Below are 25,096 nucleotides of genomic sequence, written 5' to 3' on the forward strand. Positions count from 1 at the left end.
AGTACGCACGATGCGGAGACTGCGCCGGGAGACAAATGATGAAAATACAAACTGCTACGTTAAAAACACTGGGCCTGACATTTTTGCTGTACATTGCACTGACCGTCACCGGGTCAATCATTCTGACCGGTGTCTGGCAGTCAGGGATTGATGCAAGCAGTATGACGCATCAGGAACTGACACACTATGCAGCACAGGCAGATATGATCCGCGTTGGATCGGCACTTATTGGTGCGTTCTCTGCTGTTATTTGCGCTGCATTTGCCACTTCCCGCAGTGCTCAGGCATCGTTCAGACCGGCAATGTACTTTGCAGTCATGCTAATCATCTATGGCGTCGTCAGTGTCGTTTTACATCCCGAACACAGCCTGCTGCAACAACTAAGTAAACTCATTGCACCTATACCTCTGTGTCTGGTGGGAGCCTGGCTGGCGCGCATTGTTTCCAGTAAACGCACATCAGGCCAGTCTTCGCTGAATAACCCACACACGGGCGCCTAACATCACAGCAGCACTGCTAAGGCCAACAATAAACCCGATCCAGAAGCCGGCGGCCGACATCGGTGCGTCGGTCAGCCAGTCGGTGCGTCCCAGAATGATGCCTGTGGGGAGCCCAATTAGCCAGTATGCACAAAACGTAATGAGAAACATGGCGGTGGTGTCTTTATAGCCGCGCAGTACATTGGCAGAAATGACCTGAATGGCATCGGAAAACTGAAACAGGGCGGCATAAATAAGCAGTGCATTTGCCATTGAGAAGACGGCCATATCGTCAGTATACAGGCTGACAATTGCAGCCTTTGCCAGTACGGTAAATGACGCGGTAAACACCGCGATAATCAGACCGACAGACAATGCACTTTTTACTGCAATAATGGCCTGCTGAGGACGCAACTGACCAATCCGGTATCCAACGCGAATCGAAACGGCCATCCCCAGGCTTAACGGAAACATAAACATCAGGGCAGAGAAGTTCAGTGCGACCTGATGCGCTGCCACTGTTGTAGCACCGAAAGGCGCGACCAGTAAAGCAACGACGGCAAACAGAGTAACTTCGAACAACAGCGTCATGGCAATTGGCATACCGAGTTTTAGCGTACGCCATACCAGCGATAGTACCGGTCTGTGCCACTGCGCAAACAGTGCGTAGCGCGCAAGCGTGGGGGAAAGCAGTGTGTAAATAAAGGTCGCGATCAGCATGGCATAGATCACCAGCCCCGTCGCAATACCGCAGCCCGCACCACCAAAAGCCGGAATGGGCCCTGCGCCATAAATAAAGACATAGTTGCCAATAATATTGACGCCCAGACCGATGACCGTAATGATCATAGTCGGCTTGGTTTTACCCAGACCTTCACAATAGTTGCGTAACCACTGATACAGCGCAAAGCCCGGCATGGCCAGCAGCACAAACTCAACATAGTCGAGCGTAATCGCATAAAGCGCAGGTTCCATCGGAAACAACGCCACCAGCTTGTCGGCGACAGGATAAAGAAGTAACACCGCCAGGCCCATGGCTAACAGCAAATACCCAGCCTGCTGGCTGACATTGGCCACCCGCTGTGATTGTCCTTTACCATGCAAACGGGATATCAGCGGCGGCAACGCCAGCGCGATACCCTGAATGAAACACATCAATGGGATGGTAAGACTAAAGCCCAGTGCCACTGCAGCCATATCAACGGCATCATAACGCCCGGCCATGATGGTATCGCTGACGCCCATCAGCATTTGCGTAATCTGCGCAATTAACAGTGGCCAGGCAAGATGTATCAGTCGCCGGGTTTCAAGTGCGAAGCGCCGGGATATGACCATCACACGCTACCCATAGGGTTAAACGCAAGAATCGATACCTGTTCTCCCTGCTCGATGCCGTCGCAGTCTGCCTCAATGAGAAGATAGCAGTTAGCCTGCGTGACAGACGTCATAACAGCGGAACTCTGGCGAGGAAGCGGGGTTACGCGTAACCCTGTTTCAGCATTATTTTCGTACCGCGCCCGCATAAATTCCTGGCGTTCGGGCCGGCGGTTTATCGTCGCGGTCAGTGTCGCGCGACTCAATGGCGGCTCATGGCCGGGCATACCACAAAGCGAAGCAAGCAGTGGCAGTACCAGCATCTGTGTCGTCACATAGGCCGAGACGGGATTGCCGGGTACCCCACAAAAAAGGGTGTGGCCAAGTTTACCAAAGGCGAACGGTTTCCCGGGCTTGATGGCGACCTTCCAGAAATCAATACTGCCCGCCTGCGCCACAACTGATTTAACAAAGTCTGCATCGCCGACCGATACACCGCCACTCGAGATCAGCACATCCTGGCTATTCGTGGCGCGCTCAAAAACGTCTCTGAGCTGTGCCGGCTCGTCTTTCACAATACCGTAATCCGTCACTGTGACTGGCAGAGAATGAAGCAGGGCGCTGATACCGGTACGGTTCGCATCAAATATCTGACCGCCATGCAGCGTGCCACCCGGCTCAATGAGTTCATCGCCGGTAGTCAGTACGCCTACTTTCAGTTTGCGGGTGACCGTAACGTCATTGCGCCCCTGTGCGGCAATAACCATAAGATGCGCAGGACCCAGCAATGTGCCCTGGTTAAGCAATACCTCATGTCGCGAAATATCGCAGCCTCTGCGACGAATATTATCGCCAGGAGAGGGGGGGACATGACAGCGGATGGCATCGTTGTGGCGGCTGGTATTTTCCTGCATAACGACAGCGTCAGCGCCTGCAGGGAGGGGCGCCCCGGTCATTATTCGCAGACAGGCACCGCGGTTCAGTGCCGGAATGTCAGACTGGCCGGCGGTAATGACACCCTGAACCGGTAACAGGTCTGCGTCGGTGTCGTCACAGGCAACAGCGTAGCCATCCATGCCCGCATTATCCCAGGGTGGCACATCCTGCGTGGCGTTGAGATCGGCGGCCAGAACCCTGCCTAACGCGTCGGACAACGCAACTGTTTCGGTGTCAGTGACAGTCGTTGCCGCCTGAGCAATTTTCGCACTTGCCTGCGACAACGATAACCAGTTCGCGGATGTAGCCATTCTCTGCCTGCCTTGGTAAGGATTCAGGAGGCAGATTATCCATGAATGTCAGCACTTTGCCAATGCCGTTTACTCCCAGTCCTGATTACTTATCCACACCGTTTGGTAAGGTTTGAGCTGCAGAAAATTGCTTAGATTATCGATAGGCGCCCGCGAAATGAGGTCGATCCAGTGATCAGTGCCAATAAGGTTGATATCCGACAATAATACGGCCTGCTCGGTGTCGCTGATATTGCTGACACAGAACACACTTTGTTTGCGATCGAGGCTTTGACGCCAGTAGCCAAACACCGCTTCACCCAACTGTAGCGTATATTGCGTTGCATTCGGATGAAATGCCCGCTGTGCTTTTCGGATACGAATCAGCTGCGATAAGCGGGTCAGCACTTTATGATGCTGCGAGTAGGGGGAGTCGAGCAGGGCTGCCAGTTCATCAAAATCCCAGCGTTTGCGGTTTATCGAGCGATTCTGCCCGGTATTGGCAACTTTCTCATAATCGTTGCCGGTACCGACCAGGCTATGAATATATAAACCCGGGATCCCTTCCATGCCCAGCATAATGGCGTGCGCACAGATAAAACGATCGACCTGAAACTTGTCAGGCCCTTTGTTAGTGCCCTGACACGCTTCAAACAGCGTGATGTTGATTTCGTAGGGCTTTTGCTGACCATGGTCTGATGAACGCCAGGACACTTTGCCACCAAAGCGCTGCATGCTGTGCACCAGCGTAGAGATTTCTTCATCGCTCAGTAATCCTTCGGCCGGCCGTAGTCCAATGCCGTCGTGCGAAGCAATGAAATTGAAATAGGTGGTCCCGTTCTGGGCCGGCGGCATGCTCATCATCCAGTTCTTTAAGTAGGTACAGTCACCTGTGACCAGCGTGTTAACCAGTAGTGGGGGCAGTGAAAAGTTGTAAATGGCATGCGCCTCATTGGCATTGCCGAAATAGGTCAGGTTTTCGCGGTTGGGAATATTGGTTTCGGTAATGATGATGATGCCAGGATCGACGTGCTCAATGAGTGTACGCAGTAAGCGGATCATTTCATGGGTTTGTGGCAGATTAATACAGTTTGTGCCTATTACCTTCCAAAGAAATGCTACCGCATCCAGGCGGAACAGCTTCGCGCCCTTATCAATGTAGAGACGGATTATTTCAACAAAGGCAATGAGTACCTTGGGGTTACGAAAATCAAAATCCACCTGGTCATGACTAAAGGTACACCACACATATTTCACCCCGTCTTCACACTGCGTTTCTCTGAGCAGGGGAGACACACGGGGGCGTGTGACCATCGACAAATCATCACTGGGACTGGCCGTATAAAAGAAATCACTGCCTGGCCCGTCGTTTTTAATGAAGTTATCAAACCAGCCGCTTCGGGCTGAACAGTGGTTGATCACCAGATCGAACATCAGGCCATAGTCTTTAGACAGCGATTCAATGTCGTCCCAGTCGCCCAGGGACTCATTCACACTGGAGTAGTCAATGACAGAGAAGCCATCGTCTGAACTGTAGGGAAAAAACGGCAGGATATGCACTTTGTTGATGGTATTACGGCAGTAGGTATGAAGAAAATGGTCCAGCGTTTTAAGCGGGTGTTCTGCCTCTCTCACCACGCTGTCACCATAGGTGATCATGACCACGTCTTCCTCGTTCCACTGATTGCTGTGGGGAGCCGGTGGCGTTATATCATCATCGCGGTGCAGCCCAATCGTATCCATCAGCGTTTCAGCCAGCTGGCCCACTGGCATGGACAGGCTAACGTCCGCATAAATCGTTTGCAGGTGGTGGCAGACTTTTTCGTGCAGTTGCTCGCGATGCATAGCTTATCCCTTCAGTTCAGCAGTATCAGCTTCTACGGCTTCAAGCAGGCGGTCCAGAATATCGGGTACGGCGCTGGTCACGCGGTTCCAACTGGGAATAAAGGGCGTTTCCATAGGGTTTTCAAGAAAGCTCTGGCCTGCTTTCATCACATTACTGGCAAACATTTCAACGGCTTTTTCTTCGCTGTGGATGTCCAGGTTGAGGCCGTTCATTTCGGCATCATTGTGATAGGTTTCAATGAAGTCCAGAGCGATGCGGAAATACGTCGCCTTGATCGAACGGAACATTTCATTGCTGAAGGTATAGCCCTGGGTAGCTAACTTACGAAACACCGCTTTGGTAATATCGATAGACATTTTAGACAGGCCGCCCTGATCGTTATTCAGCGACAGATCCTGATGCTTGTGATCGTACACATCACAGATGTCAGCCTGACACAGCCGGTTGTGGGAGTAGTTACGGTGCATTTCTGACAGCACCCCAATTTCCAGACCCCAGTCACTGGGGATGCGAATGTCGTTGAGTACATCACGGCGAAATGAGAACTCGCCCGCCAGCGGATAACGGAAACTGTCCATGAATTCGAGGTATTCATTGTTGCCCATAATACGTTTCAGAGCGCGCAGCAGCGGTGTCACCAGCAACCGGGATACCCGGCCATTGATTTTACCGTTTGCCACGCGGGCATAGTAGCCCTTACAAAACTCGTAGTTAAAGTTGGGATTGGCAACCGGGTAAATCAGCTTGGCCAGCAGGTCACGGTTATAAGTCACAATATCGCAGTCGTGTAGTGCCACTGACTCAGCTCTGTTGGATGCCAGGATGTAGCCCATGCAGTACCAGACATTTCGCCCTTTACCCATCTCCTTCGGTGCCAGCCCGTGCCGCTGCAACTCTTCATCAATGGCTTTCAGACGCGGACCGTCATTCCAGAGTACCCGGTGATGCTGAGGCAGTTTGTCAAAAAATTTAAGTGCGTGCTGATACTGCGCCTTATCTGCCCGGTCCAGGCCAATCACGACCTCCGACAAGTAGGGTACATGGGTAAGCTCGTCAAGAATCAAAGGCAGGGCTTCTCCTTCAAGCTCTGAAAACAGAGAAGGAAGAATGAGCGCCATCGGGCGTTTCTGTGAAAAGCGAAGCAATTCGGCTTCCAGATCTTCTGTTGGCCGGCGTGATAAATTGTGCAGTGTCGTGATCACGCCATTTTGATAAAAATCAGCCATGATTTCTCCTAGGGTTCTAAGTCGAGCAATTGGGTTAACATTTCAGTCCAGCCCTCGGGGCCGAATAGGGTACTGGTGTAAACCTGCTGTTGTTTTTCTAATTCTGGTGGTGCATGGACCGGCGATGCAATTCGCACCGCAATGCTGGCTGCCTCCATCATGGCGATGTCGTTTTTTCCATCGCCCAGTGCGATTGAACGGGCAGGTGCTGCATCCTGACGCTCGTATTCCTGCATAAACCAGGTCAGTGCCTGACCTTTATTGCAGTCACCGGAAACATGAATAAAACGACCACCTTCCAGGACGTTGGCGCCCCGTTCGGTCAATGCCGCAATGAACGCACGTTTCTGATCATCACTGCCTTGCCATAATACCGGCTCGCCAAACTGACGTTGCGCAGCCCGACTTGCGGACGCTTCATCCAGCCCGGTTGCCGCCTGGATGTCGCTGATACTCATGTCTGCGAAGTGGGTAAATGCATCCGGGTATTCGTCTTTAACCAGTTCCAGCATTTTCAGCCAGTAGGCTTTCGATGAAATAAACGGCTTACACCAGAATCCGTCCTGCCACACCGTGCCGGTCGGTTTTTTTCCAAAAAAACCATGAGGAAGGTAAACAGCCGCGCCATTCTCCACAATAAATGGGCCATTCAGGCCAAGGATGTCCCGCAGAACCAGCATTTCCGCAAAGGTTTTACTGGTAGTTGGAATGACCGGAATAGACCGCGCCTGCAGCTTATCCAGTGTGGGCTTAGCTGCATCGAACGAATAGGTGTCGTGATCGAGCAGCGTGCCGTCCATATCAGTGAAAATGACAGTGTTCATAAATCAGGCCTGGTCAAGCGCCGTGACAGTGCGCTGGTTATCCAAATGAAGCACCTGGTCTGACAGTGCCGGCAGACAAGCCAGGCAATGCTCTGTCAGACGCTGATAAAGCTGAATAAAGTTCCATATATCGTCGTCACTCATGATCGCTGTTGCTGCACCTCCCTGGGCACGGATCCGTTCAGCCAGCTTGTGCTCCTGCTCGCAGCGCCAGGTGAAAACCTGTTCAAAGGAAGGGGCCTTTAGCATAAGCATATGGTCGATTCGTTCAAACAGTGTCTGGTACTTACCTGCTAACTGAGTATTGACGAATTTGCGCCAAATCCCAAGCGGATCCTGTTCCTGCTCAAGGTCATTCACCGGTGTCTGAAGCGCTGTATCGGGTTGCGGAGGCGCACCAACACACCAGCCTTCAAGAATAATGATATCGCAAGGCGAATTAACGACCGGCCAGTCGCCGACACTCATTGGGTTATCGTTGGCTTTATCAAAGCGGGGCAGTGAAACCGTGCCATAATTACTGAGCCTGTCGAGTGTACTTAGCGCCAATTGCATATTATGTGTGCCGGGTACGCCCCGTGTGGCCAGCAACGGATGCACTTTGACGGCCAGTGACTGACGATCAGTACTGGCAAGGTAAAAGTCATCCAGCGATAAGCTGACAACATTTAGCTGGTGGTTCTCAGTGAGGTAGGCTTCGATGAAGGCGCCAAGGGTGGATTTACCAGAGCCCTGACACCCGTTAATACCGACAATCATAGGCCGTTTTGCACCCTTATAGTGCGAGTGCAGATTTTTTGCCGCCGGAATGAACCACTTTTGTGCAGCGTCGGCGTAAGCCTCTGGCAGTCTGTGTTGTTGTAAAAACGCCGCAATATCCATTGTTACTTCCTTTCGGTACGCCGTATTGATGCGGGAGATAACCAGGCAGGCTTCAACATCTGTGCCAGTTTCACGGCATGTCGGTTGTCCGGTGCATTATTTGCGTGTTGCCAGAATGACGGCACGTTGTGGTGCAGGATACCCCTCAATAGTGCGTGAAAGATCTTCCGGCTTAAGAAAATCTTTCAGTGACTGTGACGGCATCCATTCTGTGGTGCGTTGCTCATCAAGCGTTGTAGGCGAGTTGTCTACCACGCGGATATCGTCAAACCCCAGTCGTTCAAGCCACACGGTAAGTGCCGCTGTACTGGGAATAAACCAGACGTTACGCATTTGAGCATAGCGCTCACCGGGCATAAAGACCGTCGTATCATCACCCTCTACAACCAGCGTCTCCAGGACCAGTTCTCCCCCTTTACGTAACTGATGCTTAAGCTGATTGAGAAACTCGATAGGGTCGCGACGGTGATACAGAACGCCCATTGAAAATACGGTATCGAAGGCCTGCAATGGCTGCATTTGCTCTATTCCCAGCGGCAGCAAGTGAATACGCGTATCCGGATTAAAGTGTTTGATTGCCTGAAACTGGATAAGAAATAACTGTGTGGGATCAATGCCAATGACCAGATCAGGATCCTGCCCCAGCATGCGCCACATGTGATAACCGCTGCCACAACCGACATCCAGTATTGTGCGGCCCTGTAATGGCTGAATATGTGGGGCCAGCCGTTGCCATTTCCAGTCTGAACGCCATTCCGTATCTATGTGGATCCCATGGATCTCATAGGGGCCTTTGCGCCAGGGCATGAACTGTTTGAAAAGGCCTGTGATCTGGTTTTGCGTATATTCATCAACGTCTTCAGGTGAACCGAATGTCACACTTTGACGCAGGTCTACCGTCGTGACGCGGGTATCGGGCAGTTTACTCAATAACTTTACCCATTTGTCCAGATTGCCGTGACGCGCATGGCGTTGCCAGTCAGTCATCTGTGCCGGTAACGTCTCCAGCCAGTGCGAGAGTGGGCTTTGAAGCAGTGACTGATAGCAGTCATGGAACCAGTTAATTTGCGCTTTGGCCATCTTATGTCTCCTGTTGCGCGCTTTTTATGGCAATCATCGAGGCAAAGTTATAACACTTAAACCACAGTACCACATCGTCAAAACCAGCCTCTTTCAGCCGGCTTTCATGGGTGTCGAAACTGTCAGTCAGCATCACGTTTTCCAAAGCGGCCCGCTTCTGACTGATCTCAAGTTCACTGTAGCCGTTGCTGCGCTTAAACTGGTGGTGCAGGTCAACCAGCAACTCATTGCCCGCCTGTGACGGGTGACTTATTTTTTCCGAGAGCACCAGGGCCCCTCCGGGGCACAGGCCATCATAAATTTTCTGAAGCATGGCATCACGATCCGGCGGCGGGATAAACTGAAGTGTAAAGTTCATTATCACCAGCGATGCGTTGCTGATGTCGACATCCTGCGCTTTCTGGCAGGACACGGATATCGGATTGGGCAGACTAAAACCCTGCACCATACGCTGGCAACGCCCGACCATTGCCTGCGAACTGTCTATGCCAATAATGTCGCAGGGCGTCCCGCTGGTGGCACGGGAAACAGCAAAACTGGCAGCGCCAAGCGAACAGCCAAGATCGTAGACACGGGTATGGGGTTTAACCTGACGCGCAGCGATCTCTCCGATGGTATTAACGATGGTCTGATAACCTGGTACAGATCGGGTGATCATATCAGGGAAGACATCAGCAACCGCTTCATCAAAGGAAAAGTCTTCGACACGATTGAGTGGACTGGCAAAAATCTTATCGGAATTGTTCACGCGTTATTCCTACAGGTTGATAGTAAACGGCGGCAATTTTACCTGCCTGAATGCAAATGCCAACGTTCGTGGCAACAATTGCCGGTGTTCGCACGTTTGTTAATCCACGACAACACCTTTTACGCTTTCAGATCTTAGTCTAAAGTATTAACCTATCAGGACCATACGTAAAAGGATGTAGTATTTCGATGAAACGAATTCTGGTCGCAGATGATCACCCGTTATACCGGGAAGCGCTGATTGGTGCATTGACACCCTACTATGAGACCGCTGAATTATCAGAAGCCGATTGTATGGAAGGGGTGTTAAAGCAACTGCAGCAGGGCCAGCCTGTCGATCTTATCCTGCTCGACTTAAACATGCCGGGCGGTGAGTATTACAACGGCCTGCTCACCCTGCGTGAGGTGTTTCCCGACATTCCGGTCGCCGTAGTGTCAGCCAGCGAAGGCGTGGAAGTCGTTGCGCAGGTGATGAGTATGGGCGCACAGGGCTTCATTCCTAAATCCACACCTACCCGGGAACTGGCTGAAGCCATCAGTCAGATTGCAGCGGGTTCAGAATGGCTGCCAGCGGGTATGCGGGAGAAGCTGGATAAAGTAGACGACGACATTAAAAATGTGATTACCCGCTTCCGGGAACTAACGCCTAAACAAATTCAGGTGCTTGCCTACTTGCGTTCAGGGCTGATGAACAAACAAATTGCCCATGAAATGAATGTGACCGAAGCAACCATTAAAGCCCACATTAGCGCCATCCTGCGCAAACTGGAAATTAACACACGCACACAGGCGGTTTTACTGATGGATAAACTGCAGCTAAGTTAGGAAACAGGCGATAACGTCTGCGACCGCTTCGGCTTTGTAGTGCCTGAGCATGATGGTTTATTGCTGGCCCGACGGGAACCTGTAAGTATGCTTAATTATGATTTACCGGTGGTGGATTTGCACCGGCACCTTGACGGTAATGTCCGTCCTGCCACGATATTTGATCTCGCGCAGCAATACAGTCTGCCACTCCCTGTAAAGACACCACAGGCCCTGGCCGAATATGTGCAGATCCAGGACAGAACCAGTGATCTGATGGCGTTTATCGGCTGTCTTCAGCATGGCATGGATGTCCTGCGCGAGCCGGATGCCTGCCGGCGCATCGCCTATGAGAACGTAGAGGATGCAGCCGCAGAACAGCTGGATTATGTCGAGTTGCGTTTCTCGCCTGCTTTTATGGCGCAGGCATTTAATCTGTCCCTGCATGCGGTCACAGAAGCGGTCATTGATGGTGTCACAGCCGGGGTCAGGGCGTTTGGTGTCAGGGTAGGGCTGCTGGGTATTTTAAGTCGTACTTTTGGTGTTGACCGTTGTTATGAAGAACTCAGCGCCTTGCTACATTACCGGGATGCGCTGGTAGGTCTGGATCTGGCGGGGGATGAAAAAGGCTTCCCTGGGGCGCTGTTTACCGGGCATTTCAAAAAAGCACGCGATGCGGGGCTTGCCATAACGGTGCATGCTGGTGAAGCGGATGGCCCTGCTAGCATACGCCAGGCTATCGATGAACTTGGGGCATCACGCATCGGTCACGGTGTTGCCGCGGTTACGTCGGTGGAACTGATGAGCGAACTGGCCAAGCGCAATATCGGTATTGAAAGCTGCCTTACCTCAAACTACCAGACCGGGGCATTTACCGATACCGCCAATCATCCGTTCCGACGCTTCTTAGACGCCGGTATGGCTGTCACACTCAATACCGATGATCCCGGCGTGTCAGCGATCACCCTGTCCTCCGAATATGCGCTCGCGGCATCAGCCCTGGGACTGTCTGAAAGCACGCTTGCCAATGTGCAACAGACGGCACTGGAGCAGGCTTTTTTATCAGACAGCGAAAAACGGCTTATTCGGCAGAAAAAACGGGGCGGGCACTAAAGCAACAAAGCAAAACCACCATCGCACCGGGCAAAATCCCAGAACGCCCCATTAAGCCGACACTGCCTGACACGCAGATATATTTACCCCGGAAATCATAGCAAGCTTGTCTATACTGACGTTAAGCCGACCAGACAGGACGAGACTGATGGGCAGGGAAATACATAAAGATACCTTCACCCGCGACGATCAACAGCGATTTTGTCAGCGGTTAAATGAACAGTTACAGGCACTGGAAGCACGGCTGGCGCAGCCCGGTTTTTCTTCTGGCCCCGCGACACTGGGCGCGGAAGTAGAGCTCTACATTGTGGACGATACTTATTGTCCGGCAGCGCTGAATGAATCATTACTTACAGATATGTCCCATCCGCTGCTGACCGAAGAGTTAAACCGTTTCAACCTTGAAGTAAATCTGTCGCCAGTGGCGGCTGCCGGTGCGCCGTTCCAGGCAATGGGCAACGAACTGAATCAGATCGTCGGTAAGCTTCGGGAACATGCCAGTTCGCATGGCGCTGACATTGCAACGACAGGAATTCTTCCCACGCTTGACCGGACCCACCTTGAGCCGACATTTATGACTGACAGGCCGCGTTACCGGGCTCTTGCAAATGGCCTTACCGGCGCCAAAGGTGGTGCATTTTCTGTCGATATAAACGGAATTGATTCGTTAAAAATGCTGTCTGACGAGCTTACCCTCGAAGGCGCGAACACCTCGTTTCAGGTTCATCTTAAAGTACCTGCCGAGCGCTTTGCGGATTTTTATAATGCGGCGCAACTAATTACACCGCTGGCAATGGCCGTTGCCGGGAACTCGCCGACGTTTTTAGGCAAGCGACTGTGGCAGGAAACCCGTATTGCGTTGTTTAAACAATCGATTGATGATCGACACCCGGCCACTAAAAACTGGCGGCAGCCAGCGCGTGTTTGTTTTGGACATGGCTGGGTACGCAAAAGCGCCCTGGAATTATTTGCTGAAAATGTGGCGCTGTATGCGCCGCTCATTCCATATGTATTTGACGAAGGCCCACCGTTTGCAGAACTGAGTCTGCACCATGGAACGGTATGGTCATGGAATCGTGCAGTGTTTGATGCAGGCAAAGACGCGCACTTACGTATCGAGTTTCGCGCGCTGCCGTCAGGTCCAACAGTAACAGATATGATGGCGAATGCGGCGCTGTTGATTGGGCTGACCACGACGTATGCGGATAAGATTCAGGGGCTGTTGCCGGCTATTCCCTTTAACTATGCAGAGTACAACTTTTACCGCGCTGCGAAAGATGGTCTGACGGCGCATATTCTGTGGCCGCAATCCGGACAGCATGGGGTACGCGAAACGCCCGTAAAAGAAGTGCTAAGCAATGCATTAAGCGACGCGGCAGCAGGACTACGCATGCTTGATGTCGCCAGTGATGAGATCGCATCATTAATGAGCATTATTGAGGACCGTCTGGCGACAGGACAGACAGGTGCAGCCTGGCAGTTACATCAGTTACAGAAATTCGGAGGCTATGGTGGCGAGTCGGCAACGTTGCGACGTATGCTGATTAGGTATATGGAAAATTCCCAGCAGGGCCTGCCGGTATCGCAGTGGCGCTAACGATGACAGAGCCTTTGACTTTACATCACATCACCGATGTTTACAGCGCCGCGCGTAAGCGAAGCCTGGAGGGGTTTCTACTCAGTCTTGGTGGCCCGTCACTTTTGACATTTCTTGGCCTGGACAGCAGCCGTTGCCGGGTTGTGGTGACCCTGCTGCACGGTAACGAACCCTCCGGGCTACGGGCTGTTCTGGCGCTGGCGCAGGAACGCCTGATCCCGGCGGTGACCTGCCATGTTATCATCGCGTCGACTGCTGCCGCTGCCACCAGACCCCGCTTCAGTCACCGAATGTTACCGGGGCAGGAAGATTTAAACCGGTGTTTCGGACCGGGTGGCGAGAGTGCGCAATTTCAGCTGGCCGGAGCCATTAAAGCCTGCATTGCGAAACTTAACCCTGAGTGTGTGGTTGATTTGCACAACACCTCCGGTAGCGGGCCCGATTTTAGTGTCAGCATCAGTGGCGATAACGCGCATCAGGCGCTGGCTTCCTGCTTTACTTCACGAATGATCGTGACAGATTTGCGCCTTGGTTCACTGATGGAGCAGTCGTTTAGTGGCCCGGTGGTAACCATAGAAGCCGGGGGAGCGAAAGATGCATTGGCTGACGAGACCGCTGTTTGCGGCTTACGCACGCTATTTACTGAGCCCGATATATATGCGCTTAAACACCGTGTCGAGTTACTGCACTACCCCAGAAGACTCGAGTTGCAACCAGGGAGTACTATTGCGTATCTGGATGGACCGGACAGTGCGACCAGTGTTTGCCTGCGAACTGATATTGAATCACTTAATTTTGGGTATACACCAGCGGGTACACATCTTGGCTGGGTACGGGAGAATGGCCTGTCAGACTTTCGTCTTGATGACCGCAGGGCAGAACTGTCTTCTTATTTCTGCGTAGAGGATCATTGTCTGTTTACGGCAGTGCCTTTGCAGTTGTTTATGGTGACAACCATCGCTGACATCGCACGCTCCGACTGCTTGTTCTATTTTATTCACGAAAAGCGCTGATGTTATCTTTCCACACAGACGGGAGATAAGCCCAATATACGGACCAGACAGGCATGAAAAAGGGCAGCACGTGCTGCCCTTCAAAGATTAAAAGCCGTTTCTGCTCAGGCGGCTTTTTCTTTCCTGGTTTTACTTTTTTTGACCGACTGATTGGCAATCAGCTCTTCATGCTCAAAGTCATCGACGTTGATGGTTTGTAAGCGGCCTGCTTCTGTGCGGCGAAGCAGCGCAGCCTCGTCATCATTAATAATGCCAGCTTCAAGCGCCTCATCAGCCAGCACGTCGAGACGGGTGAAGGGAAGTTTCTCGCCCTTGTGCTTACATATTCTGTCAAACACAGGCTCACTGGCAATGACATCATCCAGCGTCTGCTCAAGATCGCCCATCAGGTTTCCTTCTTCGCGCGTCGTGTACTGGCCTTCGCCCAGACGACTGCGTGCAGTACACGGCGTTTGCAGCATGGTTGCCACCTCGTTTTCGAGGCGATCATCGGGCTTACCGATACGACGACCAAAGGGCATAACAATTACACGCATGTAATTGGCAACGGCCCGGTTTGGGAAGTTCTGCAGAAAATCGTCAATGGCAGACTCTATGGCATACAGCGTGTCCTGCATCGCCCAGTGCAGCAGTGGCAGATCCTCTTTAAGCCGGCCATCCTCATCAAAGCGCTTCAGGGTTGTGCTTCCCATGTACAAACCACTCAGCACATCACCCAAGCGCGCAGACAAGCGCTCACGACGCTTCAGATCGCCGCCTAAGACGCCCATAGAGATATCAGCCATCATGGCCAGGTTGGCACTATAGCCCTGTAACAGTTTGTAGTAGCGGGAGGTCTCATCCGTAAACGGGGCGCTGTGGAAACGGCCACCGGTTAATGAGAACCACAGGCTGCGTACGGTGTTCGCAATGGCGAAGCCAATATGCCCAAAGACAGCCTTATCAAAGCTTTTAAGCTGTTCGCGCTTGTCATCCAGCGCGGCTGCTTCAATTTCCTTAAGCACAAAAGGGTGGCAGCGCATGGCGCCCTGACCGAAGATCATCATATTACGGGTCAGGATATTCGCACCTTCAACAGTAATTGAAATGGGGGCGCCCTGGTAGCCACGGCCCAGGTAATTATTTGGCCCCAGCATGATGCCTTTACCGCCATGGACGTCCATGGCGTCATTGATAACCTGACGCATTTTTTCAGTCAGGTGGTATTTCGCAATCGCAGAAATAACCGACGGTTTTTCACCTAAGTCGACCCCGGCCGTAGAAAAACGCGTGACCCCGTCCATCAGGTAGGCATTACCGGCAATGCGTGCCAGCATTTCTTCCACGCCTTCCATATGGCCAACCGGGATCCGGAACTGACGGCGAATACGCGAATAGGCGCCAGTCGCCAGCGCCACTGATTTGGCACCACCTGCGGCAGTGGAGGGCAGCGTAATACAGCGGCCTACAGACAGACATTCCATCAGCATACGCCAGCCTTTACCAGCCATCGCTTTGCCGCCAATAATGAAATCCAGAGGAACAAACACGTCATTACCGCGAATCGGACCATTCTGAAACGGTGTATTCAGCGGGAAGTGACGGCGGCCAATTTCCAGCCCCTTGGTGTCACGCGGGATCAGGGCACAGGTGATCCCCAGATCTTTCTTGTCGCCCAGCAGACCATCCGGGTCCTGCATTTTAAACGCCAGACCGACAACGGTTGCGACGGGCGCGAGAGTAATATAACGCTTATCAAAGTTAAGGCGCATGCCCAATACTTCTTCGCCTTCCCACTGGCCTTTGCAAACCACGCCCGTATCCGGAATAGCACCGGCATCGGAACCGGCTTCAGGACCGGTTAGCGCGAAACAGGGGAGTTCGTCGCCGTTGGCCAGGCGCGGAAGATAGTAGTCCTGCTGCTCTGGTGTGCCATAGTGCTGAAGCAATTCACCCGGGCCCAGTGAATTAGGAACACCCACCGTTGAAGAAAGCACGGCACTGCAGCCTGCCAGTTTCTGAAGCACCCGGGACTGCGCATAGGCTGAAAATTCCAGTCCGCCATACTGCTTCTTGATGATCATGGCAAAAAATTTATGCTTTTTAAGAAACGCCCAGATTTCAGGCGACAGATCGGCATCTTTATGATTGATCTGCCATTCATCCACCATATTGCACACTTCATTACATGGCCCGTCTAAAAAAGCCTGTTCTTCAGCGCTCAAACGGCTGCGTGAAATACGGTGCAGTTTGTCCCAGTCTGGTTTGCCGCTGAAAATATCTCCGTCCCACCAGACCGTACCGGCATCAATGGCTTCCTGCTCAGTGGCCGACATTTCCGGCATCACCTTTTTATAAAACGCCAGTAATTTGCGTGTAATGTAATTCTGGCGAATGTCAGTCACGGATAACGGCACGGCAATGATCAGATAAACCAGCCAGCCAATGATGCCAACATCCCCAAACAAGGTCCCAAGGACCATCACTGCAGCACCTGCGAAGACTGCAGTTGTCAGGCTGGTGCGCTTGTAGCTGGCAACCGCCAGTGTCAGCACAACCAGTAAAAACCAAATGAACGCTGCCATACCTCTCTCCTGATTAGGGCGTAATAGATGATTCGTTGCCGGTCTTAAACAGTCAACCTGTGGGGTTGAACTTAAGTGACTAAATCTGATTCAGATTCGAGGTCAGACCAGCATGGTGTAAACCTATATACGAACCAGGTAAAGATCAAGATTTTTACACGGATAATTAGTGGGGGGGGTGGTTAATCAGGTTGGGGTCGGTGAACTATCACTGTGGGACTATGAGGGGACACTAACGTGCCGCGCACACGCGGCACATCGCCACATACAGCTTAGTGCCGTGTGTAAGACTTCAGTTTGATGTCACCCTGTTCGTCACCGTCTTTAAACTGCTGCAGGCGCACCAGATTGTAGTCAAGCTCAGGGGCAAACCAGATAAAGGTTTCACGCTTATTTGAGTCACGCACTAACTTCACTTTTATGGTGTCCAGTTTACCGTAGGGGAGTGTCAGTGTTTCCTCGCCAAGTACTTTGACCCCATAATGGCGTTGCTGACCGCGGTAATTAATAAAATCAAAGGCTGACGCCTCGGCACCAGCGGCCAGTTGACGGGGCAGTTCAATGCGGTAGATTTGATTGTCTAACTCGCCCTGCCAGGCCATGGTTTTTTCATTGTCCACGGTGATCGTCGGGTTTTCTCCGCCCTCAAAACGCACTGACAGCTTTTTATCCGGCCCGGTTCCGCTGCGGCTGTAATGGTACTCATCGGGCACCAGTTCACCGTCTGCAACGTCGAAAATTGAGTGTTCGTAGCGCTTGTCAGAGAGAAAAAATTTAGACACATGAGACGAGTAGGTAAGTGAGTATTGTGCAGGGCTGAGTTTTTTCAGCGTCATTTCCGCCGTACCCACATCATCACCCCATTTATATGCCGTGTAGACCGCGTGAAAGGGCGTGAGGGGTGCCTCGTCAGCTGCTATCACAGCAGCGGGGAAAAGTAGCGCCAGACTTACCGTTAGCGGTTTAATCGCTTGCGTAACCAGTTTGGGGAAGTTCTTCATTGTCCAATACAGCCTTATTGTCCTTCATATAGAGTCGGTCATTGCATATCCAGTCCAGCACCAGCGGATAAAGCTGACGCTCCTGCTCCTGCACCCGCGATGCCAGCTCGTCGGCAGTGTCTTCACTGAATACCGGCACCCGGCTTTGCACGATGACCGGCCCGCCATCCAGTTCCGGGGTAACGTAATGTACACTGACACCATGCACATCATCACCATTGTCGATAGCGCGCTGGTGCGTATTCAGCCCTTTGTACTTCGGCAATAAAGACGGGTGAATGTTCACCAGCTGACCGGAAAAACGGTTTACAAACGATTCTGTCAGTATGCGCATAAACCCCGCCAGAACCACACAATCTGGCTGATAACGTGCAAGCAACGCTGCCAGTGCTTCGTCATAGGCCTCGCGACTCTCATAATCGCGATGGCTCAGGCAGTAATTGTCGATACCTGCCTGCTGTGCTCGCTGCAATCCATATGCCTGCGGCTGATTGCTGATAACACAGCCAATGGTGGCATTCAGCTTGCCAGCTTCAATGCGATCAATGATCGCCTGCAGGTTACTGCCATTACCCGAAATGAGCACACACAGGGTTTTACGGTCATTACTCACGATGCGATCTCTACCTGACTGTCACCGTCTTTCGCTTCGATGCGACCGATCACCCAGGCCTTCTCACCCATGTCAGTCAGTGCGGCAACCGCTTCGTCAGCATCGTCGCTATCGACTACCAGTACCAGGCCAACCCCACAGTTGAAGGTACGGTACATTTCATGTTGCGTGACATTGCCTGCCTGTTGCAGCCAGTTGAATACCGCTGGCCATTGCCAGCTGTTTTCGTCAATCACAACCTTGGCATGCTCGGGCAGCACGCGCGGAATATTTTCCCAGAAACCACCGCCAGTGATATGCGAGATTGCACTGACGTTGAAAGACTCAAGCAACTTGAGCACGTTTTTAACATAAATACGGGTCGGCGCAAGCAGATGCTCAATCAGAGGCTGTCCCTCGAGATCCTGCTGCAGGTCGGCGTTGCTGACCTCAAGAATCTTTCTGATCAACGAGTAACCGTTAGAATGCGGACCAGACGAACCCAGCGCGATGAGCGACTGCCCAGGTTTTACCTGCGAGCCATCAATAACATCGTCCGCTTCAACCACACCCACACAGAAGCCGGCAATATCATAATCACCGTCCTGGTACATACCGGGCATTTCAGCTGTTTCACCACCAATCAGTGCGCAGCCAGCCTGCTCACAGCCTTCACCAATGCCGGTGACAACGTCTGCCGCTACATCGACATCCAGTTTGCCGGTTGCATAGTAGTCGAGAAAGAACAGTGGTTCGGCACCCTGGACAATCAAATCGTTCACGCACATTGCGACCAAATCAATGCCGACACCATGATGACGGTTGGCATCCATGGCAACGCGCAACTTAGTGCCAACACCATCAGTGCCGGAAACCAGCAGGGGCCGCTTATATTTAGTCGGCAGTTCACACAGGGCACCAAAACCACCCAGGTTGCCTTTCACCTCGGGGCGATGGGTACGTTTGGTTACCGATTTAATGCGTTCAACAAGTTCGTTTCCGGCGTCGATATCAACACCAGCGTCTTTGTAACTCAGGGAAGGATTTTTATCGCTCACGTTTTGCCTTGCTGCTGTGGGGTAGAAGAACGCGGATTCTACCAGTAAGCAGCGCCATCGCCAACTTCCTTGCCCCGCTTTCCTAAAGAAGGGTCGAACACGCCTGATGTTACCCGCAGCACTGTGACCTATACCGCTGGTTAGCGGGGAACGGTCGTTAGTCATCGCCCTGAGCAGGGGGCCTGATGAGAATGAGGCTGAACAATTCACAGAGATCAGGATTAACAGATGAAAAATATTCGCAAATAGCACACAATGGCGATCGCTTAGTGGCGTGAGTATCCGCATACGGATCGCAAACCAGAAGGGAGTAACAGGTCGTTTTGAAGTGGTCAACAGGTAAACGTGCAGGTATCAGAACGGGGGCACTGTGGCTTGTGCTGATGGCACTGGCTAGTCTCAGCGAGGTCGCAGGCGCAGCGAAAATGGTTGATACCACGGTAGGCAGAGTGACGGTGGAAAATCAAAGCCAGTCAGTACAACAATCAGCCAGGCGTGAGGCGCTGGCGCAGGTGCTGGTTAAAATGTCGGGCAATCCGTCGGTGCTTGAAAGCAGCGATGTTACAGCAGCGCTTCGTCGCTCCCAGGCGTATCTTCGTTCCTACCGATTTGAAGACAAGGATCAGGGACTAATCTATGTTGCAACGTTTGACGAGCAGGCGCTGTCTTCCTTACTGCGCAACGCTGCGCTGCCGGTCTGGGGAAACCGTCGGCCGCAAACACTGTTGTGGCTGGCGGTAAAGGAAGATAGCGGTAAGCGGTACATCCTGGATGATGCACAGCCTCGGGAATGGGTTGATACCCTGTTTGATACTGCGCAGCGCCGCGGTGTACCCGTTAGTCTTCCATTGATGGACTTGCAGGATAATCAGACCATCAGTATTTACGATGTCTGGGGTCGATTTGCCGATGCTCTGCGTAATGCATCCGAGCGCTACGGCACTGACAATATTATTGGTGCGCGGCTGTACCGCAACACGGTGTCGAAGATGCCGGCACTGCCGTCTTTGCAGGATGTCGAGCAGACTGAAGATCAGGACGGGCAAGCCGGTGACGGGAACTCACCAGACCCGTCGGACAAAGACAGTCAGCAGACGCCTGCGTCTTCGTTGCCGTTTACCAGCGAAGAATTTACGAGCCTGAAAGAACGGGCAGCGGCCGGTGAATATGCACTTGACTGGATCTTTGTCAGTAACCAAGGACCAGTAGCCGGCTCACTGTTTGGCGACAACCCGGAAATGCTGATGGAAAAACTGATGAACACCTATGCGACCTATCTGGCCTCTCAGTTTGCGATTGTGCCGTCGATGTCTTCGGAGCAAAGTCAGCGGATTGAAATATCGGTTGCCAATCTCGACTCGCTGGAAAAATATGCCCATGCAACCGGCTACCTGTCCAGCCTGAGTGTGGTTGAGTACGTCAGCCTGTCACAGCAGAATGGCTCGGTCGCAACGTTTACGCTTCAACTAATTGGTACCGGACAAGACCTGCGCAATACTATTTCCCTTGAATCCCGGCTGCAGCCGGTCGCCGACGCATTCGGGCAGCCTCTGCAGGGGTATAACTTTTACTGGAACGAATAGCGATGCAACTGCCGCTTCCCGTGTCGTTGCCCACGGATGAAACTTTTGACAGTTTTGTCAGCGGAAACAATGCTGAGCTTGTAACACTGTTACAGGAGATCGCGCAGGCGATGCCAGCATGGAAGAGCGCTACTGCACTAACGTCGCTGAGGCGTTTGCAACTGCCGGTGATCACGCTGGTGGGCAATGAGGGACGGGGTAAAAGTCATTTGCTGTATGCGCTCTGCCACGAATTATCGGCACGATCTGTGGGGCACGTGTATCTGAATATGCATTCGGCGTCCGAATGGGTAGACAGTGTCTTCGAAGGGCTTGAATCGCTGCCGGTCATCTGTCTGGACAACCTGCAGGCGATTGCGGGCATGCCGCAATGGGAACTGGCACTGTTTGATCTGCTGAATCGCATTAGTGAGCACCGCGCATCTATGGTGGTGTGTACCAGCACCATCGGTCATGGGCATCCTTCTTTTCAGCTGCCAGATTTAACCTCGCGACTGGCTTGGGGGGTTACCTACCAGGTGCTGGGCCTTGATGACGAGCAGCGAAAAGCGGTGATTCGACTGCGTGCGGCGCAGCGAGGCCTTAAATTTTCCGAACAGGCCGTGCAGTTTTTGCTTAATCACAGTGACCGTGACCTGCCAAGTCTTATGGCGTTGCTGGACCGACTCGATACACGTTCCCTGCAGGAGCAGAAAAAACTCTCGGTAGGCATGGTAAAACGCGAGCTTGATATTGCCTGAGTACGTTGCAGTACGCCGAGGTACCCGACACCGAAACCGGTGCCGGAGAGATGTATGTTACTGACGCGCTGCACCGCGATGCAGGTGCGTCGATTTTTCACGGTTTACCGTATCGAGCATATCCTGCTTTTGCTGCTCTGACAGTCTGATGCGGGGAGTGTCAGGATTTTCATCGCTTGGCAAAGTCACCGTATCGAACCAGGGCGCACCAACCGGCAATAGCTGAGCTTCCGGAAATTGTGCCAGCGCAGCATCAACATTCAGCGCCGGTAACACACTGCCAACGACAAAGTCTGCCCGCGACGCCACATCAGGGCGCGCAATACGGTTCCTGTGCCCATAGCTGATTAGAAATTCACCAGACTCAATGGTATCAACAGTAAAGGTGCCTTCGTCTGCTGAGGCGCCAAGCCTGTGCAGCATCATAAAGCGCTCGAACAGCATGGCGAAATCCTCGCGTTCAGTGGAGTAGGAATAATAATCCACGGCAGAGTCCTGTTCGAACCAGTTGCCAACCATCTCCGCCGTATAGGTACGTTCATCGCTGTTGGCTGATTCACCCCGGTAACGCACATCCGCCAGCTGATGAAGCTGGACCGATGTTAACGGGTCGCGATCGGTGAGTACCCCTGAGTTGATTTCGCCGTTTCTGGCGTTGAAGGTGGATAAAGGCGATGCGCTGTCAGAGAGCCCCGCCCAGGTGGTGTGGTCAAAGTAGTCATTGGCATGCGCCAGTTCGTGATAGAGCACACGGGTCAGGCCAGCGCCCACATCATCCAGACTTCTGGACTGACGGTCATATACCGATGGTGTAGGGCGGGGGAAGTAATATGCGCCATCTCTGACATACCGGTAGGTGCTCTCGAATTGCAGCGCATTGCCAAAGTCAGCGCGGTAGTCAGGCGCATTATCCAGCGTATCGCGCTGTTGGGGAGTGCGCCAGAAGTAGGCGGCATCCAGATAGATGGTTGCAGTCATGGCAGTGTAATAAGAGGGTCTCACGTCATGCGCTATGACCACAGCGGTATTGGCGCGCAACAACCTGATAATATCGTCACCTGCCGGGCTGGTTTCCAGGTACTCACGAAACGTGTCTGCTATCCACGGGTGGGATACCAGTGTACGATCAAGCACATCGTCAATATCGGGTGTTTCGGTCTGGGTGCCAAGCAGCGGCAGGTTACCAAACTGGCAACTCTCAATCCGGGTATTGGAATACACACAATCCTGAAGCACATCGGCATACGGACTGTCTGAGTTTGCAACCAGCATACGCGTGGTCACGGTTTCCGGGATGCCGTCACTGTTTAAATCACTGGCGGCGGAGGCGCCCTCAGTCGTGTAGGGCGCATTATTCACCATTACCAGCGCATCATCGCTGGCCGTTGAGCCATCGGTGAATGTGACGGTGGCACGAAATACCACCAGCTGGTCGCGATCAACATTGGGCGCCTGAAAATAAACATTATTTCGGGGCGGTGTTTCATCATCCACGCGGTTAGTGACCGTTGGTCCCTCAACCTGTGTCCAGGAGATATCGGTAACGTCGCTGCCGTCCGGGGCAGACGTAAACGCGCGCAGTGAGACGCGTCCCAGTTCGGTGGCTTCACGGCCAAGGCGCACGTTTACTGCAGGGGCTGGCCCCTCTGTTACGGTAAGGATGATATCACGCTCAAGCTGCTCACCTGTATGGGTGGTTGCGGTGACGGTTATCGGGTAGTCCCCGGCTGCCGGAGCATCAAAGCCGATAACCTGCGTGTGGCCGGCTAAAAAACGAATGGCCTCGCTGTCACTCTGCCAGCGAATTTGGTCAAGCGCTGAGCCGGTGTCGGTTGCCACAGCAAACTCAACCGACTGTCCGACGACAGCAGACATGTCACCGAATACAACCAGTTCGGTGGGATCCTCATCAGGGGGAATACTGACATTGTCCTGATCGGCATTATCGCTGCCGCCGCCTCCACAGGCAGTCAGTAACAAAGCGACGGGTACTGCGCTTAACCATTTGTTCATACATCACCTCTTTTCGAATCTCTCCCGTTCTTCCTGCATGACGGTCTTCAGCTTCTTAAGTCCGGTGCCAAGTTCCCGGCCACGCTTACGGGCGTACACACTGCAGCCACAAAACATCAGACTTGCGAGTACCAGCTCGACAAGTGCAAACCCGCGTTCAACAGGCACGGCGTAAGCTACAGTGATCCCATGAATGATATACAGTAAGATGACGAAATTAGCCCACGCATGCGTGTAAGGCTTACCCCTGACAATGCCCGGTAAAGGTAATAATAATGGCAGCACATACATAACGAAAATAAACAGAGATGAATAGTCAGACTGCGCTGTCAGAAAAAAATGCCAGACAATGACCCAAACCAGCAGGGCAATATGACTGCCAAGGGCCAGGAAGCGGTAAAAGCTAGTGTCACTGCTCATTGTTTTCTCCATGTTAAGACGTAGGGTTGCAAAGTGCTTTGGCCAGCAATGCCAGGCGTTTTCCCTGGGCTACACACAACTGACGCTCTTCATCGCTAAGCTGGTTCCTGCCATCGCTGGCGACATGTGACACCCCATAGGGTGTACCGCCGGTACGGGTAGAATGCAAAGAAGGCTCGGAGTAGGGCAGGCCACAACATACCATGCCATGATGCAGCAACGGCAACATCATGGTTAGCAAGGTCGACTCCTGACCACCATGCATGCTGGATGTGGAGGTAAAGACACAGGCAGGCTTATTGATGAGTGCGCCTTTTAACCAGGTGTCACTGGTTGAGTCCAGAAAGTGCTTGAGCGGTGCCGCCATGTTACCAAACCGTGTGGGGCTGCCCAGTGCCAGTGCACTGCAGTGATTGATGTCATGTTGAGTAATGAACGGTGCACCATGACTATCTTGCCCGGGGTTGGCCTGTCCTTCCTGTGTCAGCGCCGGTACGGTTCGCAAACACGCTTCTGTGCCGGTGCTTTCCACACCGGTGGCAATGGCCTGGGCGAGTTTTTTGGTTGACCCGTGGCGACTGTAATACAAAATTAAAACGGGCAGCATTAAAGAATATCCAGAACCTGTTGCGGTGGTCGGCCAATCGCAGCTTTCCCCTTATGAATGACGACAGGTCTTTCCATAAGTTTAGGCGTTGTGGCCATTGCACTGAAGCGGGCATCATCGCTTACGCCGTCTTCATGCAGGCCAGCTTCTTTGTATTCTTTTTCCTTGGTACGCATCATTTTATCAACAGAATCGAGGTTAAGCATGCGGAACAACTCGCGTAATTCACTCTCGTCCAACGGAGATTTCAGGTATTCTCTGGTCTCAAACGCGATGCCATGCTCTTCGAGCAGCTTTAACGTTTCACGGCTTTTAGAACAACGGGGATTGTGAAGTAGCGTTACACTGGACATTTACGTTTACCTTT

23 protein-coding genes are annotated in these 25,096 nt (G+C 52.5%); 7 read left to right on the forward strand and 16 right to left on the reverse strand.

Annotated elements, in window-relative coordinates:
- The first annotated feature begins 35 nt into the window (after window positions 1-35).
- Window positions 36-500, forward strand: coding sequence for a hypothetical protein (locus IE054_RS16340; protein WP_189408204.1), 465 nt, complete (start codon window positions 36-38; stop codon window positions 498-500).
- On the opposite strand, the gene IE054_RS16345 is transcribed toward IE054_RS16340, so the two are convergent.
- The 8 genes from IE054_RS16345 to cmoA all read right to left on the reverse strand — a co-directional run bounded on the left by IE054_RS16345 (window position 459) and on the right by cmoA (window position 9,625).
- Entirely contained in the window at window positions 459-1,814 is a 1,356-nt protein-coding gene (locus tag IE054_RS16345; RefSeq protein ID WP_189408260.1) for an MATE family efflux transporter, read from the reverse strand. The two genes, IE054_RS16340 and IE054_RS16345, sit on opposite strands and share 42 nt — an antisense overlap.
- Entirely contained in the window at window positions 1,814-3,040 is a 1,227-nt protein-coding gene (gene moeA / locus IE054_RS16350; RefSeq protein ID WP_189408206.1) for a molybdopterin molybdotransferase MoeA, read from the reverse strand. The genes IE054_RS16345 and moeA overlap by 1 nt, the downstream gene beginning before the upstream one ends.
- A gap of 69 nt (window positions 3,041-3,109) precedes the next feature.
- Window positions 3,110-4,864: a sugar phosphorylase gene (locus IE054_RS16355; protein WP_189408208.1), complete on the reverse strand. Its 1,755-nt coding sequence runs from the start codon at window positions 4,862-4,864 to the stop codon at window positions 3,110-3,112.
- 3 nt (window positions 4,865-4,867) lie between these two features.
- Window positions 4,868-6,091 (reverse strand): glycosyltransferase family protein, encoded by a 1,224-nt coding sequence (locus IE054_RS16360; RefSeq protein WP_189408209.1) that lies wholly within the window; start codon window positions 6,089-6,091, stop codon window positions 4,868-4,870.
- A gap of 8 nt (window positions 6,092-6,099) precedes the next feature.
- The gene (locus IE054_RS16365) at window positions 6,100-6,915 is read right to left on the reverse strand and encodes an HAD-IIB family hydrolase (RefSeq protein ID WP_189408211.1); all 816 of its coding nucleotides are present in this window, start codon (window positions 6,913-6,915) and stop codon (window positions 6,100-6,102) included.
- A gap of 3 nt (window positions 6,916-6,918) precedes the next feature.
- Window positions 6,919-7,797: a kinase gene (locus tag IE054_RS16370; protein WP_189408213.1), complete on the reverse strand. Its 879-nt coding sequence runs from the start codon at window positions 7,795-7,797 to the stop codon at window positions 6,919-6,921.
- A 96-nt stretch (window positions 7,798-7,893) separates the two neighbouring features.
- Window positions 7,894-8,877 (reverse strand): tRNA 5-methoxyuridine(34)/uridine 5-oxyacetic acid(34) synthase CmoB, encoded by a 984-nt coding sequence (gene cmoB / locus IE054_RS16375; RefSeq protein WP_189408215.1) that lies wholly within the window; start codon window positions 8,875-8,877, stop codon window positions 7,894-7,896.
- A 1-nt stretch (window position 8,878) separates the two neighbouring features.
- Window positions 8,879-9,625, reverse strand: coding sequence for a carboxy-S-adenosyl-L-methionine synthase CmoA (gene cmoA, locus IE054_RS16380; RefSeq protein WP_189408216.1), 747 nt, complete (start codon window positions 9,623-9,625; stop codon window positions 8,879-8,881).
- Window positions 9,626-9,813: 188 nt separating this feature from the next.
- Between cmoA and IE054_RS16385 the strand changes: the two genes are divergently transcribed.
- The 4 genes from IE054_RS16385 (at window position 9,814) to IE054_RS16400 (ending at window position 14,151) form a co-directional block, all read left to right on the forward strand.
- Window positions 9,814-10,449 carry a response regulator gene (locus IE054_RS16385; RefSeq protein ID WP_189408217.1) on the forward strand — a complete coding sequence of 212 codons (636 nt, stop codon included), beginning with the start codon at window positions 9,814-9,816 and terminating at the stop codon, window positions 10,447-10,449.
- A gap of 87 nt (window positions 10,450-10,536) precedes the next feature.
- Window positions 10,537-11,541 (forward strand): adenosine deaminase, encoded by a 1,005-nt coding sequence (add, locus tag IE054_RS16390; RefSeq protein ID WP_189408219.1) that lies wholly within the window; start codon window positions 10,537-10,539, stop codon window positions 11,539-11,541.
- 148 nt (window positions 11,542-11,689) lie between these two features.
- On the forward strand, window positions 11,690-13,138 hold the full coding sequence (locus IE054_RS16395) for a glutamate-cysteine ligase family protein (protein WP_189408221.1): 1,449 nt from the start codon (window positions 11,690-11,692) through the stop codon (window positions 13,136-13,138).
- A gap of 2 nt (window positions 13,139-13,140) precedes the next feature.
- On the forward strand, window positions 13,141-14,151 hold the full coding sequence (locus IE054_RS16400; RefSeq protein WP_189408224.1) for a M14 family metallopeptidase: 1,011 nt from the start codon (window positions 13,141-13,143) through the stop codon (window positions 14,149-14,151).
- 104 nt (window positions 14,152-14,255) lie between these two features.
- On the opposite strand, the gene fadE is transcribed toward IE054_RS16400, so the two are convergent.
- From fadE to purM, 4 genes are all read right to left on the reverse strand, one after another.
- Window positions 14,256-16,715 (reverse strand): acyl-CoA dehydrogenase FadE, encoded by a 2,460-nt coding sequence (gene fadE / locus IE054_RS16405; protein WP_189408226.1) that lies wholly within the window; start codon window positions 16,713-16,715, stop codon window positions 14,256-14,258.
- 272 nt (window positions 16,716-16,987) lie between these two features.
- A complete protein-coding gene (locus IE054_RS16410) occupies window positions 16,988-17,716 on the reverse strand; it encodes a DUF3108 domain-containing protein (RefSeq protein ID WP_189408228.1) in 729 nt (242 codons plus the stop codon).
- A complete protein-coding gene (purN, locus tag IE054_RS16415) occupies window positions 17,679-18,329 on the reverse strand; it encodes a phosphoribosylglycinamide formyltransferase (RefSeq protein ID WP_189408229.1) in 651 nt (216 codons plus the stop codon). The genes IE054_RS16410 and purN overlap by 38 nt, the downstream gene beginning before the upstream one ends.
- Window positions 18,326-19,366, reverse strand: coding sequence for a phosphoribosylformylglycinamidine cyclo-ligase (gene purM, locus IE054_RS16420; RefSeq protein WP_189408231.1), 1,041 nt, complete (start codon window positions 19,364-19,366; stop codon window positions 18,326-18,328). The genes purN and purM overlap by 4 nt, the downstream gene beginning before the upstream one ends.
- A 323-nt stretch (window positions 19,367-19,689) precedes the next feature.
- On the opposite strand from purM, the gene IE054_RS16425 reads away from it, so the two are divergent.
- Entirely contained in the window at window positions 19,690-20,949 is a 1,260-nt protein-coding gene (locus IE054_RS16425) for a DUF2066 domain-containing protein (RefSeq protein WP_189408233.1), read from the forward strand.
- Between the two features lie 2 nt (window positions 20,950-20,951).
- Window positions 20,952-21,689, forward strand: coding sequence for a DnaA regulatory inactivator Hda (gene hda / locus IE054_RS16430; RefSeq protein WP_189408235.1), 738 nt, complete (start codon window positions 20,952-20,954; stop codon window positions 21,687-21,689).
- 57 nt (window positions 21,690-21,746) lie between these two features.
- Here hda and IE054_RS16435 read toward each other — a convergent pair whose 3' ends face one another.
- From IE054_RS16435 to arsC, 4 genes are read right to left on the reverse strand one after another with little or no spacing between them, the layout of a single operon-like run.
- Complete coding sequence (locus IE054_RS16435; RefSeq protein ID WP_189408236.1) at window positions 21,747-23,702, reverse strand: hypothetical protein; 1,956 nt, start codon at window positions 23,700-23,702, stop codon at window positions 21,747-21,749.
- A 3-nt stretch (window positions 23,703-23,705) separates the two neighbouring features.
- On the reverse strand, window positions 23,706-24,122 hold the full coding sequence (locus IE054_RS16440) for a DUF2069 domain-containing protein (protein ID WP_189408238.1): 417 nt from the start codon (window positions 24,120-24,122) through the stop codon (window positions 23,706-23,708).
- 13 nt (window positions 24,123-24,135) lie between these two features.
- A complete protein-coding gene (wrbA, locus tag IE054_RS16445) occupies window positions 24,136-24,729 on the reverse strand; it encodes an NAD(P)H:quinone oxidoreductase (protein ID WP_189408240.1) in 594 nt (197 codons plus the stop codon).
- Complete coding sequence (gene arsC / locus IE054_RS16450) at window positions 24,729-25,082, reverse strand: arsenate reductase (glutaredoxin) (protein ID WP_189408242.1); 354 nt, start codon at window positions 25,080-25,082, stop codon at window positions 24,729-24,731. Before arsC ends, wrbA begins: the two co-directional genes overlap by 1 nt.
- Between the last annotated feature and the right edge of the window lie 14 nt (window positions 25,083-25,096).

Origin of the sequence: Alteromonas halophila, assembly GCF_014651815.1 — a bacterium.
GTDB classification, from domain to species: domain Bacteria; phylum Pseudomonadota; class Gammaproteobacteria; order Enterobacterales; family Alteromonadaceae; genus Alteromonas; species Alteromonas halophila.

Bases quoted from the DNA above. Each gene is read 5' to 3' on its own strand.
- arsC (WP_189408242.1), bottom strand. From the start codon at position 25,082: ATGTCCAGTGTAACGCTACTTCACAATCCCCGTTGTTCTAAAAGCCGT.
- IE054_RS16370 (WP_189408213.1), bottom strand. From the start codon at position 7,797: ATGGATATTGCGGCGTTTTTACAACAACACAGACTGCCAGAGGCTTAC.
- IE054_RS16360 (WP_189408209.1), bottom strand. From the start codon at position 6,091: ATGGCTGATTTTTATCAAAATGGCGTGATCACGACACTGCACAATTTA.
- IE054_RS16440 (WP_189408238.1), bottom strand. From the start codon at position 24,122: ATGAGCAGTGACACTAGCTTTTACCGCTTCCTGGCCCTTGGCAGTCAT.
- IE054_RS16435 (WP_189408236.1), bottom strand. From the start codon at position 23,702: ATGAACAAATGGTTAAGCGCAGTACCCGTCGCTTTGTTACTGACTGCC.
- hda (WP_189408235.1), top strand. From the start codon at position 20,952: ATGCAACTGCCGCTTCCCGTGTCGTTGCCCACGGATGAAACTTTTGAC.
- IE054_RS16345 (WP_189408260.1), bottom strand. From the start codon at position 1,814: ATGGTCATATCCCGGCGCTTCGCACTTGAAACCCGGCGACTGATACAT.
- IE054_RS16355 (WP_189408208.1), bottom strand. From the start codon at position 4,864: ATGCATCGCGAGCAACTGCACGAAAAAGTCTGCCACCACCTGCAAACG.
- add (WP_189408219.1), top strand. From the start codon at position 10,537: ATGCTTAATTATGATTTACCGGTGGTGGATTTGCACCGGCACCTTGAC.
- moeA (WP_189408206.1), bottom strand. From the start codon at position 3,040: ATGGCTACATCCGCGAACTGGTTATCGTTGTCGCAGGCAAGTGCGAAA.
- IE054_RS16340 (WP_189408204.1), top strand. From the start codon at position 36: ATGATGAAAATACAAACTGCTACGTTAAAAACACTGGGCCTGACATTT.
- IE054_RS16410 (WP_189408228.1), bottom strand. From the start codon at position 17,716: ATGAAGAACTTCCCCAAACTGGTTACGCAAGCGATTAAACCGCTAACG.
- IE054_RS16395 (WP_189408221.1), top strand. From the start codon at position 11,690: ATGGGCAGGGAAATACATAAAGATACCTTCACCCGCGACGATCAACAG.
- cmoB (WP_189408215.1), bottom strand. From the start codon at position 8,877: ATGGCCAAAGCGCAAATTAACTGGTTCCATGACTGCTATCAGTCACTG.
- IE054_RS16400 (WP_189408224.1), top strand. From the start codon at position 13,141: ATGACAGAGCCTTTGACTTTACATCACATCACCGATGTTTACAGCGCC.
- IE054_RS16385 (WP_189408217.1), top strand. From the start codon at position 9,814: ATGAAACGAATTCTGGTCGCAGATGATCACCCGTTATACCGGGAAGCG.
- IE054_RS16365 (WP_189408211.1), bottom strand. From the start codon at position 6,915: ATGAACACTGTCATTTTCACTGATATGGACGGCACGCTGCTCGATCAC.
- fadE (WP_189408226.1), bottom strand. From the start codon at position 16,715: ATGGCAGCGTTCATTTGGTTTTTACTGGTTGTGCTGACACTGGCGGTT.
- wrbA (WP_189408240.1), bottom strand. From the start codon at position 24,729: ATGCTGCCCGTTTTAATTTTGTATTACAGTCGCCACGGGTCAACCAAA.